The sequence below is a fragment of the Pseudomonas sp. AC247 genome, assembly GCF_979258015.1.
The window spans coordinates 3,095,040-3,108,746 of sequence record NZ_OZ409829.1 but is presented as its reverse complement, the minus strand read 5'-3'; the positions used below and the strand labels follow the sequence as shown (position 1 = coordinate 3,108,746).

Here is a 13,707-nt window from a genome sequence, read left to right as displayed (position 1 = left end):
GTGCTCGACGAACGCCTGAGTGTGGGACTCAAGGCTTTGGCTCAGCGTCACGGTGTGACGATGTACATGCTCATGCTCAGTGCCTGGGCGAGTCTGTTGAGTCGTTTGTCCGGGCAATCGGAAGTGGTCATCGGCTCGCCGGTGGCCAACCGCACTCGTGCCGAGATCGAAGGCCTGATCGGCATGTTCGTCAACACCCTGGCCCTGCGTATCGATACGTCGGGTGAGTTGAGCAGCGAAGCGCTGCTGGCGCGGGTCAAGGCGCGGACGCTGCAAGCGCAGGCGCATCAGGACCTGCCGTTCGAACAAGTGGTGGAAATCACCAAACCTGCGCGCAGCATGGCGCACAGTCCGTTGTTTCAGGTGATGTTCAGTTGGGACAGCGGCCATGGCGCCAGTCTGAGTCTCGGCGATCTGACCCTGGAAAGCGTCGCCGAGCCTAGCCACTTCGCCAAATTCGATCTGTCGCTGACGCTGGCAGATGCGCCGGGCGGGATTCGTGGTGTGCTGGAGTACGCGATCGCCCTGTTCGACGAATCGACCATTGAGCGTTATGTCGGCTACTTCCAGCGACTGTTGCAGGCCATGGTCAGCAACGATCAAGCGGTACTGGATCAGGTCGCGTTGTTGGCGGAAGACGAGCGTCAGCATCTGCTGGTTGATCTTAACGACACCGCCGTCAAACACGATCTTGAGCAGACCGTTCACGGTCGTTTCGAGGCGCAGGTGTTGCGCACGCCCGAGGCTGATGCCGTGGTGGCCGGTGAGCTGCGTTTGAGTTACGCCGAGTTGAACCGGCGCGCCAACCGACTCGCTCATCACTTGCGCCGGTGCGGTGTCGATCGCGATTCGCGGGTGGCGATCTGCGTCGAGCGCGGGCCGCAGTTGCTGGTCGGTCTGCTGGCGATTCTCAAGGCTGGTGGTGCTTATGTGCCGCTGGACCCCGGTTATCCTGCCGAACGTCTGGCTTACATGCTCGAGGACAGCGCGCCCGTAGCGGTGCTGGTACATGCGCCGACGCGCGCGCTGATCGGTGGGTGGGCCGGCGGACTGGTCGATTTCGACCATTGCTCCTGGCAAGACCTTGCGTCGAGCAATCCGCAGGTGCCGGACCTGAGCGCCGCGAACCTGGCTTATGTGATTTACACCTCCGGTTCCACCGGCACCCCGAAAGGCGTGATGGTCGAGCATCGTAATCTGGGTAATCTGCTGCACTGGAGCGCCAGCCTGTGTCCGTTGTCGAGCGGCGCCGCGCTGTTGCAGAAAACCCCGTTCAGCTTCGATGCCTCGGTGTGGGAGCTGTTCTGGCCGTTGAGCTGCGGCATGCGTCTGGTCCTCGCCGGCCCGGACGATCATCGTGATCCCGCCGCGCTGGTGCAGCTGATTCGTCAGCAACAGGTCAATGTCATCCAGTTCGTACCGGCGCTGTTGCAGCAATTCCTTGAAGTGGAAGAAGTCGTTGAGTGCCGCAGCCTTAGCGATGTGTTCTGTGGTGGCGGTGAGCTGACTGCCGCGTTGGTGCGCAGCGTGCGTGAACGTCTGCCGCAGGTGCGCCTGCACAACGTTTATGGCCCGACCGAAGCCACCGTCGACAGCACGGTGTGGACGCTGGAGCCTGATTCGCCGGTTCTGGAAAGCACGCCGCCGATTGGCAAACCGCTGTGCAACACCCGCGTGTATGTCCTCGACGCTCATCAGCAACCGGTGCCATTCGGTGTGGTCGGCGAGATGTATCTGGGCGGTGTGCAGGTGGCGCGGGGCTATCTGAATCGACCTGAGCTGACGGCCGAACGCTTCTTCGACGATCCGTTCAGCGATCAGCCAGGCGCGCGTTTGTACCGCACCGGCGACGTCGCACGGTATCGGGCCGATGGCAACATCGAGTACCTGGGGCGCAATGACGATCAGGTCAAGATCCGTGGTTTGCGCATCGAACTGGGCGAGATCCAGGCGCATCTGGCGCACGTCGACGGCGTGCGTGAAGCGGCGGTGCTGGCCCGTGAAGATGTGCCGGGTGATCAGCGTCTGGTCGCGTACTACAGCGGCGAGCCACTGGAAATCGATCAGCTGCGCAGCCAACTGCTCAAGCAATTGCCGGACTACATGGTGCCTGCGGTGTTTGTGCATCTGCCAGCTCTGCCACTGAGCCCCAACGGCAAACTCGATCGCCAAGCCTTGCCGGCCCCTGACCCATCGGCGCTGCAAACCCGCGCGTACGAAGCCCCGATCGGTGAAGTCGAAACCGTGATTGCCGGGATCTGGGCCGAGTTGCTCAAGGTCGAGCGGGTAGGGCGCTTTGATCATTTCTTCGAACTGGGCGGCCATTCGTTGCTGGCGGTCAATCTGGTTGCGCGCATGCGCCGCGCCGGGCTGTCGGCGGATATTCGCGTGCTGTTCGGCCAACCGACGCTGGCCGCACTGGCGGCGGCAGTGGGTGGGGCGCCTGAAGCGGCGGTGCCGGCAAACCTTATTCCGGCCGATTGCACGCACATCACGCCCGAACTGCTGCCGCTGGTGGCACTGGATCAAGCGACGATCGACCGCATCGTTGCGAGTGTCCCTGGCGGCGCGCGCAACGTGCAGGACATCTACCCGCTGGCGCCGCTGCAGACCGGCATCCTGTTCCATCATCTGTCGGCCGCGCAGGGCGATCCGTACGTGTTACAGGCGCAGTTTGCCTTCGCCGATGAACAGCGTTTGCAAGCCTTCACCGACGCCCTGCAACGGGTGATCGAGCGCCACGACATTCTGCGTACTTCGCTGTTCTGGGAAGGGCTGGATGAGCCGGTGCAAGTGGTCTGGCGTCAGGCTTCGTTGAGCTGCGAGGCCCTGCAACTGGACGCCGAAGCGGGCGATGCACTGAGTCAGTTGCATGCGCTATTCACCGTCGAAACCTACCGTATGCCGGTTACCGAAGCACCGCTGATGCGCGTGGTCTACAGCCGCGATGCAGCCCATCAACGTGTGGTGGCATTGCTGCTGTTCCATCATCTGGTGATGGATCACGTCGCGCTCGAAGTGCTGCAGCACGAGATGCAGGCGTTTCTGCTGGGCAATGCCGAGCAACTGAGCGAGCCGGTGCCGTACCGCAATTACGTGGCGCACACCCGCTCCGGGCTGAGCGAACAAGAGCACCAAAGCTTTTTCAGCGAGATGCTCGGCGCTGTTGATGAACCAACTTTGCCGTATGGTCAGCAACGGGTCGACGACGCGCCAGCGCAAGAGGCGCAGCTGGCGTTGCCAAACTCACTGAGCCACAGCGTGCGGCAGCAGGCACGGCGATTGGGTGTCAGTGCTGCCAGCCTGATGCACCTCGCCTGGGCGCAGGTGCTGGGGCAATTGTCCGGGCGCGATGCCGTGGTGTTTGGCACGGTGTTGCTCGGCCGGTTGCAGGGCGGCGAAGGCTCGGAGCGCGCGCTCGGCGTGTTCATTAATACCTTGCCGCTGTGCATCGAGCTGAACACTCATAGCATCAAAGGCGCCGCACTGGCGACCCACGAACGCCTGAGTCAGTTGCTCGCCCATGAACATGCGCAGCTGGCGCAAGTCCAGCAATGCAGCGCCATGCCGGCGGGCACGCCGCTGTTCAGCACATTGCTCAATTATCGTCATAGCGCCCCGGTCGGGCCGATAGCTGCCGAGGTGCAAGCGGCGTGGCACGGCATGCAATTGCTCGATGCCGAAGAGCACAGCAACTATCGCCTGACCCTCAGCGTTGACGATCTCGGCGAAGACTTCCGCCTGAAGGTATTGGCCGGGGCCGGCATTGATCCGCAGCGCATCTGCGGGTACATGCAGGGAGCGTTAAGCGTACTGCTTGATGCGCTGGAGCACACGCCGCACGTGGGCTTCGATCGGTTGTCGATCTTGCCGGCAGCAGAACGTGAACAGTTGCTGATGGATTTCAATGCGACCGAAGCCGACTACCCGCGTGGGCTGACGATTGCCCAGCGCTTCGAATCGCAGGTCGCCGAGCGTCCGCAGGCTGTGGCAGCGGTGTTGGCCGGGCAGCCACTGACGTACTTGCAACTCAATCGCCAAGCCAATGCGTTGGCGCATCACTTGATTGCCAACGGGGTGAAAGCCGATGACCGCGTGGCCATCGTCGCCCGTCGGGGTCTGGACACACTGGTCGGGCTGGTCGCCATTCTCAAGGCCGGCGCCGGCTATGTGCCGATCGATCCGGCGCATCCCGCCGAGCGGATCAGCTATTTGTTGAACGACAGTGCGCCGGTCGCGGTGCTCACGCAAAGTGATCTCCACCAGAGACTACCGCTGCTGAGCGTGCCAGTGATCGATGTCGACCTGTGCGCATGGCCGGCGCAGGCGCAGCACAACCCTTCGGTAGCAGATTTGACGATCAAGCATCTGGCGTACGTGATCTACACCTCGGGTTCCACCGGCCTGCCCAAAGGGGTCATGGTCGAGCATCAGACACTGTCCAACCTGATCGACTGGCACTGCGAAGCGTTCGATTTACGCGCCGGCAACCACACCTCAAGTCTTGCTGGCTTTGGTTTCGATGCGATGGCGTGGGAAGTCTGGCCGGCCCTGTGCGCGGGCGCGACTTTGCACCTGGCACCGACCCATGACGGCGCTGAAGACATTGATGGACTGCTCGACTGGTGGCGCGCGCAACCGCTGGACGTGAGCTTTTTGCCGACACCGGTCGCCGAATACGCGTTCAGCCAGAACCTTGATCATCCGACCTTGCGCACCTTGCTGATCGGTGGCGATCGCTTGCGTCAGTTCAGCCGTCAGCAGCGCTTCGCCGTGATCAACAACTACGGCCCGACTGAAGCCACCGTGGTCGCCACTTCCGGGCATGTCGAAGTGGGCGCGGCGTTGCACATCGGCAAACCGGTGGCGAACGCGGCGGTTTATTTGCTCGACGAGCAGCAACGCCCGGTGCCAATGGGCGTGATGGGCGAGTTGTACGTCGGTGGCGCCGGAGTCGCTCGGGGTTATCTGAACCGTGCTGATCTGACCGCCGAACGTTTCCTGCACGACCCGTTCAGCCGCACGCCGAATGCGCGCATGTACCGCACCGGTGACCTTGCCCGCTGGCGCGAAGACGGCTCGCTCGACTACTTGGGACGTAACGACGACCAGGTGAAAATCCGTGGCATGCGCATTGAATTGGGCGAAATCGAGACCCGTCTCAATCAGCTCCCCGGGATCAACGAAGCAGTGCTGCTGGCCCGCGAGGATCAACCCGGCCAGCCGCGACTGGTGGCGTATTTCACCGAACAGGCGGGGGGCGGTCCACTCGCAGCGAGCGAGTTGCGCGAGCATCTGCTGGCGCAGTTGCCGGACTACATGGTGCCGGCGGCGTTTGTCCGGCTTGAGGCTTTGCCGTTGACCGCCAATGGCAAGGTCGACCGCAGGGCCTTGCCGAAACCGGATCTGACCGCGTTGCCGACCCGCGAATACGTGGCGCCGCAAGGCGAGCTGGAAACCGCACTGGCGCAGATCTGGGCCGAAGTGCTGCAAGTCGAGCGGGTTGGTCGTGACGATCACTTCTTCGAACTCGGCGGCCATTCGCTGCTGGCGATGCGCATGGTCTCGTGGGTCCGTCAGCGCCTCGGCGTCGAACTGGCATTGAGTGATCTGTTTGCCGACGGGCAATTGAGCGCAGTCGCCGCAGTATTGAATCGCGCCGGGCGCAGCACGCTTGCGCAAATGGTGCCGGTATCGCGTGATCAACCCCTGCCGATGTCCTTCGCCCAACAACGCCTGTGGTTCCTGGCGCAGATGGCCGGCGGCAACTCGGCGTACAACATTCCGGTCGGGTTGCGCCTGCGCGGGCACCTCGACGTCGATGCCCTGCAAAGGGCGCTGGCACGGATCGTGGCTCGTCACGAAACCCTGCGCAGCCGTTTCATCCGCATCGACGACACTGCGCAGGTGTCGATTGCCCCGGTCGACAGCGGTTTGCTCTTGCGCGTGGAAGACCTGCGTCAAGACTTGCAAGCCGAACTCACCTTGCAGGCATTGATGGCGCAAGAAGCCTCGACAGCCTTTGATCTGCAGGACGATTCGTTGATTCGCGGACGGTTGGTGCGCCTGGCCGACGAGCATCATGTGCTGCTGTTGACCGTGCATCACATCGTCGCCGACGGCTGGTCGATGGGCGTACTGACCGCTGAGTTGATGGCGTTGTATCAAGCGTTCAGCCAGGGTCAGCCTGATCCGCTGCCAGCCCTGACCCTGCAATACGGCGACTACGCCGTGTGGCAACGGGGTTGGCTCAGCGGTGAAGTTTTGCAACGGCAAAGCCATTACTGGCAGCAGACCCTCGATGGCGCGCCGGCCTTGTTGACGCTACCCACCGATCGCCCGCGACCGGCGCAACAGGATTACACCGGCGCCAACCTCGAAGTGCTGCTGGACCCGCGCCTGAGTGCAGGGCTCAAGGCCTTGAGCCAACGTCACGGCGTGACCCTGTTCATGACCGTGATGAGCGCCTGGGCATCGCTGATGAGTCGCCTGTCCGGGCAGACCGATGTGGTGATCGGTGCGCCGGTGGCTAACCGCAGCCGCGCGGAACTCGAAGGCTTGATCGGCATGTTCGTCAACACGCTGGCCTTGCGCATCGACACCTCGGGCGCGGTGAGCGTCGAAGCGCTGTTGGCGCAGGTCAAGGCGCGGACACTGGAGGCCCAGGCGCATCAGGATCTGCCGTTCGAACAAGTGGTGGAAATCGCCCGACCGCTGCGCAGTCTGGCGCACAGCCCGCTGTTCCAGACCACGCTGAACTGGGACAGCAGCGTCGGCCCGCAACTGGCGCTCGGCGAGCTGACACTGGAGGGCGTCGCCGGGCCGGGCGATGTCGCCAAGTTTGATTTGACGCTGACACTGGGCGAGGTCAACGGAGTGATTCGCGGCTCGCTGAACTACGCCACGGCGCTGTTCGATGCGTCGACGGTCGAGCGGTACATCGGGTACTTGCAGCGCTTGCTTGAAGCGATGATCAGCAGTGATCAAACGGTGTTGGAACAGGTGCCGTTGCTTGCAGCAGATGAGCGTCAGCGCTTGCTGTACGACTTCAACGCCACGGCGCGCGATTACCCGCAAACGCTGACCGTGCACGGGGTTTTCCAGCAGCAGGCAGCGGCGCATCCCAAGGCTGTAGCGGCGGTGCATCGCACGCATTCGCTGAGCTACTTTGAGCTGAATGCCCAGGCTAACCGACTGGCCCATCACCTGATCGCTCACGGCGTGCAACCGGGCGACCACGTGGCGATCCTGCTGCCGCGCTCGCTGGAGCTGCTGGTCGCACAACTGGCCATCGCCAAGTGCGCGGCGGCGTACGTGCCGCTGGACATCAATACGCCGAGCGAACGCCAGGCGTTCATGGTCGAGGACTGTCAGGCAGTGGCGCTGTTGACCTTGAGCAGTGAAAGCATCGCCTACGCTGCGCCGCGCATCGATCTCGACACGCTGACCCTCAACGGCCAGCCGACGCACAATCCGAATCTTGTGCAGTCCTCCGAAGCGCTGGCGTACATCATGTACACCTCCGGTTCCACCGGCACGCCGAAAGGGGTGATGGTGCCGCATCGGGGCATCGGTCGGTTGGTGCTCAACAACGGTTACGCCGATTTCACTGCGCAGGATCGGGTGGTGTTCGCCTCGAACCCGGCGTTCGATGCGAGCACCATGGACATCTGGGGGCCACTGCTCAACGGCGGTCGCGTGGTGGTCATCGACCATCAAACCCTGCTTGATCCGAATGCCTTCGGCCGCGAACTGAGTGCCAGCGGCGCGACGATCCTGTTTGTCACCACCGCGCTGTTCAACCAGTACGTGCAACTGATTCCGCAGGCGCTCAAGGGCCTGCGGATTCTGTTGTGCGGCGGTGAGCGTGGCGATCCGGCGGCGTTCCGACGTCTGCTGGCCGAGGCTCCGGCATTGCGCATCGTGCATTGCTACGGCCCGACCGAAACCACCACCTACGCAACGACGTTCGAAGTGCAGGAGGTGGCTGAAAATGCCGAGAGCGTGCCGATTGGCGGCCCCATCGGCAACACGCAGGTGTACGTGCTCGACGCGTATCAGCAACCGGTGCCGATGGGCGTGACCGGTGAGCTGTACATCGGCGGGCAGGGCGTAGCGCTGGGTTACCTGAATCGACCGGATCTGACCGCCGAGAAATTCCTCTGCGATCCGTTCAGTGAAACACCGGGTGCGCGGCTCTACCGCACCGGCGATCTCGCGCGCTGGCTGGCGCCTGGGCAACTCGACTGCATCGGCCGCAACGACGATCAGGTTAAGATCCGGGGCTTTCGCATCGAACTGGGGGAAATCGAAAACCGCCTGCTGAACTGCCCGGGGATCAAGGAAGCGGTAGTGCTGGCGCGCCGCGACGGTCAGGACGCCACGCGTCTGGTGGCTTACTACACGGCGCACGATGGCGTCTTGGACAGCGCCGAACTGCACGCGCAATTGCACGCACGACTGCCGGAATACATGGTGCCGACGGCGTGGGTGCAACTCGAGGTTTTGCCGCTGAACAATAACGGCAAGGTCGACCGCAAGGCACTGCCGGCACCGACACAGGAGGCACTGCTCAGTCGGGTTTACGAGGCACCGGCCAATGCACTGGAAATCAGCCTCGCACAGGTCTGGGCCGAGGTGTTACAGGTCGAAAAGGTCGGCCGTCATGACAACTTCTTCGAACTCGGCGGCCACTCGTTGCTGGCGATGCGCATGCTGTCCCAGGTGCGTCAGCAGTTGGGTGTGGAGCTGGCGCTGGCCGATCTGTTTGCCAACCCCGAACTGGCGGCGGTTGCCCAGGTCCTGGGTCAGGCCGAACGCAGCACCTTGCCCGAGATTCTGCCGGCACCGCGAGATCAGGCGCTGCCGCTGTCGTTCGCCCAGCAACGTTTGTGGTTCCTTGCGCAGATGGACGGCGGCAACACCGCCTACAACATTCCTCTGGGCTTGCACCTGCGTGGTCGACTCGACGCCGTGGCCCTGCAACGGGCATTGGCGCGAATCGTCGCGCGCCACGAAACCCTGCGCAGCCGTTTCGCGCAATTCAACGACGAAGCACAGGTGCTGATCGCTCCGGTCGACAGTGGCCTGCCGCTGGTCGAGGAAGATTGGCGCCAACACCCGCAGACCGCCGAGGCCTTGCGCACATTGCTCGACACGGAAGCACGCGGGCCCTTCAATTTGCAGGACGACCCATTGATTCGTGGACGTCTGGTGCGACTCGCCGATGATCACCATGTGCTGTTGCTGACCATGCACCACATCATCTCCGACGGCTGGTCGATGGGCGTGCTGACCCGCGAATTGATGGCGCTGTATCAGGCGTTCAGCCATGGCGAGGAGGATCCGCTGCCGCCGCTGACCCTGCAATACGCCGACTACGCGGTGTGGCAACGGCGCTGGCTGAGCGGTGAGGTGCTGCAGCGTCAAAGCGATTACTGGCAGCAGACGCTGGCCGGAGCGCCGGCGTTGCTGAGCCTGCCGACTGACCGCCCGCGTCCGGCACAACAGGATCACCACGGCGGCAGTGTCGAAATCGTGCTGGACGAGCAGACCAGCGTCGGTCTCAAGGCGTTGTGTCAGCGCCACGCCGTGACGCCGTATATGGTCATCATGAGTGCCTGGGCGATGTTGCTGGCTCGCTTGTCCGGACAGTCCGATGTGGTGGTCGGCTCGCCGGTGGCCAACCGTACCCGCGCCGAGATCGAGGGGCTGATCGGCATGTTCGTCAACACCCTGGCGCTGCGTATCGATACCTCAGGCGATCTGACGGGGGCAGCGCTGCTGGCGCGGGTCAAAGCGCAAACGCTGGCGGCGCAGGCGCATCAGGATCTGCCCTTCGAACACGTGGTGGAAATCACCCGGCCGCTGCGCAGCCTTGCCCACACACCGTTGTTCCAGACGTTGTTGAGCTGGGACAGCAGCGTTGCGCCCGCTTTGGCACTGGGCGGCCTGACGCTGGAAGGCGTCGCCGGGGAAAATCACTTTGTGAAGTTCGACCTGTCGTTGAGTCTGGGTGAAACCCCGCAGGGAGTTCGCGGCGCGCTGCGCTACGCCACAGCGTTGTTCGATGAGTCGACGGTGCGGCGTTTTGTCGGTTACTTCCAGCGCTTGCTGACCGCGCTGGTCAGCGATGACCAGGCTGTGTTGGCGCAAGTGGAGCTGCTTGCGGCGGATGAGCAGCAACGCCTGCTCGGCGAATTCAATGCGACGGCGCTTGATTGCCCGGTCGAGCAGCCGATTCAGAGCCTGTTCGAAGCGCAGGTGCAGCGTCAGCCGGACGCCATTGCCGTGCAGATCGGCGAACACAGCCTGACGTATCGCGAACTGAATGCCCGCGCCAACCGTCTTGCGCATCATCTGCGCGAGCAGGGTGTGGGGCCGGATGCGCGGGTGGCGCTGTGCGTCGAACGAGGGTTGGATCTGGTAGTGGGTTTGCTCGGCATTCTCAAGGCCGGTGGCGCTTATGTGCCGATGGATCCGGCTTATCCGGCGGAGCGCCTCGACTACATGCTCAGGGACTGCGCGCCGACGGCGGTGTTGGTACATACGGCGACCCGATCGCTGTTCACCGCGACCGATGCGCTGCTGATCGACTTTGATCAATGCAGCTGGCACGACCGGTCAGACAGCAATCCGCAGGTGCCCGGCCTGAGTGCTTCGAATCTGGCCTACATGATCTACACCTCGGGTTCGACCGGTACGCCGAAAGGCGTGATGCTCGAGCATCGTGGCCTGTGCAATCTGGTGCATTGGGGTTCGCAGATCTGCCCGCCGACCACAGACGGCGCGCTGTTGCAGAAAGCGCCCTTCAGTTTCGACGGTTCGGTGTGGGAGTTCTTCTGGCCGCTGACGGCGGGTGTGCGTCTGGTATTGGCACGGCCGGGCGGTCACCGGGAACCGGCGTATCTGGCGCAAGTCATTCGTCAGCAACGCATTACCGTGGTCAAGTTTGTGCCGGCGTTGTTGCAGCAGTTTCTTGAGCTGCAGGAGGTCAGTGAGTGCACCAGCCTCACCGATGTGTTCTGTGGCGGCGGTGAACTCACGGCGGCGCTGGCCGCTGCTGTGCGCCAGCACCTGCCTTGGGTGCGCCTGCATAACGTGTATGGCCCGACCGAAGCCACGGTCGACAGCACGGCGTGGACGCTGGAACCGCACATGCCACTGCCGTTATCTGAATTGCCAATCGGCAAGGCTATCTGTAACACCCGGCTGTATGTGCTCGATGCGCACGACCAGGCTGTGCCGCTCGGCGTCATTGGCCAGTTGCACATTGGTGGTGTCGGTGTGGCGCGCGGTTACAGGGGACTGCCGCAGATGCAGGCCGAGCGCTTTATCGACAGCCCGTTCATGGCCGGTGATCGCTTGTACCGCACCGGCGATCTGGTGCGTTACCGCGCGGACGGTAACCTCGAATTCCTCGGGCGTAACGACTTCCAGGTCAAGCTGCATGGCTTGCGCCTGGAACTCGGTGAAATCGAAGCGCGATTGATCCAGCACCCGGATGTGCGCGAGGTGGTGGTGCTGATGCGCGACGAGCGTCTGGTCGCCTATTTCACTGCGGTTGATCGCAGTGCTGTGCCGGCGATCGACACGCTGCGCGCGTTCGTCCTCGAGCAGTTGCCCGAATACATGGTACCGGGCGCGTTTGTTGCGCTCGACGTCTTGCCGTTGAGTCCCAACGGCAAGATCGACCGTCAGGCGCTGCCGGCACCGGGCCTCGACGCCGTGCTCAGCCGGCACTACGAAGCGCCTCAAGGCGAAGTCGAAACCTTGCTGGCGCGGGTCTGGAGTGAGGTGCTGAATGTCGAGCAGGTCGGACGCCACGACAACTTCTTCGAATTGGGCGGGCATTCATTGCTGGCGATTCGTCTGGTCAATTTGCTGCAGCGGGCGGGGCAACAGGTGACGCTGGCGGAGCTGTTCCAGCGGCCGAGTATCGAATCACTGGCAGCGCTGATCAGTCAGCGCAGTGGCGTGCCTGAACAGCCGGAAGGACTGGTCGTGGTGCGGCCGGGCGAGGGCGGTCATGCGCTGTTCCTGATCCATGAATTCAGCGGCCGGGAGGTGTATTTTCCGGCATTGGGCTCGCACATCGACGGTCAGTTTCCGATTTACGGTTTGCCGGGTGTGCCTCTGGGGCAACCGCAACTGCGCACCCTTGAATGCATGGCTGCGCGGATGGTCGGGATCATCCGCTCGGTGCAGCCGCACGGCCCTTACTGTCTGGCCGGGTGGTCGTTTGGTGGCTTGCTGGCCTTTGAAGTCGCGCAGCAACTGCTCGGTCTCGATGAGGCCGTGGCGTTTGTCGGCCTGCTCGATACCTATGCACCGCACCCGGCCAGTCAGGATAAAACCCGCTGGAGCGGCGAGCATCGCGACAAGCGTCAATTGCTCGAACATTGTCGGGCGCGCTCGCAGATGCTTGGTGAACAAGGGCTGCAGGCGTTGGCTGATGTCGAAAGGCTTGAGGCTGAAGTCGAACTCATCGGCTTCGACGAACTGTTCCTGCGCTGCTGCGAACAGCAATTACCTGACCCGGAATTGGCTGCACTGAGCGCAGCGGACGCCTGGAGTTACTTTGATCGCGAGGCCGCTCATGGCCTGGCGCTGGCGCACTACCGGGTCAGCCCGGCCAGTCAGCCGGTGCATTTGTTCCGCGCTCAGGCACTGATGCCGGGGCAGGCACAGCCGAGTCCGACCCGTGGTTGGGAGACCAAGGTCGCCACTGGATTGCTGCGTTGCATCGATGTGCCGGGTGACCACCGCAGCATGATGAAAACCCCGGATATTCAGGCCCTCGGCCAGGCCTTGAGTCAGGCCATGGCTGCGGCGCAGGCACCGCAGCCACAGGCCTATCAGCCGTTGTTGACCATCCAGAGCGGCCACGTCGGGCATGCGCCGATCTTTTGCGTGCCGGGGGCGGGCGACAGTGTCACCGGGTTTATTCACCTGACCGAAGCACTGGGCCCGGAATGGCCGATTTTCGGTCTGCAACCGCGCGGGCTCGATGGCAGCGGCGTACCGCACAGTCAGGTCGAAGCGGCGGCGAAGTGTTATCTGCACGCCGTCGAACAGCTGTATCCGCAAGGCCCGGTGCACCTGATCGGCCATTCGTTCGGCGGCTGGGTCGTGCATGCCATGGCCGCGCAGTTGCAGGCGGCCGGACGTGAAGTTGCGTCGTTGACCCTGATCGACAGCGAAGCCCCCGATGGTAACGGCACGGCGGGCAAACCGTATACGACGACCGCCGCGCTGGAGCGGTTGATCGAGACCTTGCAGCTGTCCAGCGGCAAGTCTTTGGGCATCGATCCGCAAGCCTTTGCCGAGGCTGACGAGACTGTGCAAATGCGCCTGTTGCACCAAGGCATGGTCCGCGCCGGCGTGTTGTCGGCGCGCTCATCGGAGCAGGCAATGCACGGCCCGGTACGCACTTTTGCCACGGCACTGCGCACGGTCTATCAACCGCAACTGGCCTACACCGGCCCCGTGCGGCTGGCACTGGTCGATGACCCAACGCTGGATGCGTGGGGCAATCAGCGCGAGCAAGCGGCGATGGTCGAAGGCTGGCAGCGGCAGGTCGCGGACCTGGCGGTGTGGTACGGGCCGGGCAACCATTTCACGATTCTCAAGGCGCCCAACGTCTTCAGTTTCGCGGCGTGGTGGCATGACGGCCGGAAAGTTCCGGCGGGCGAAATATTGTCCTGA

1 protein-coding gene (cut by a window edge) is annotated in these 13,707 nt (G+C 63.2%); it reads left to right on the top strand.

Annotated features, from left to right (window positions below; all coding sequences use genetic code 11):
• Positions 1-13,707: the 3' portion of a non-ribosomal peptide synthase/polyketide synthase gene (locus tag ACZZ0B_RS14135; protein ID WP_463545529.1), read on the top strand. It extends 4,137 nt beyond the left edge of the window; 13,707 of the gene's 17,844 nt are visible here — the last part of the coding sequence; its start codon lies off the left edge, out of view; its stop codon occupies positions 13,705-13,707.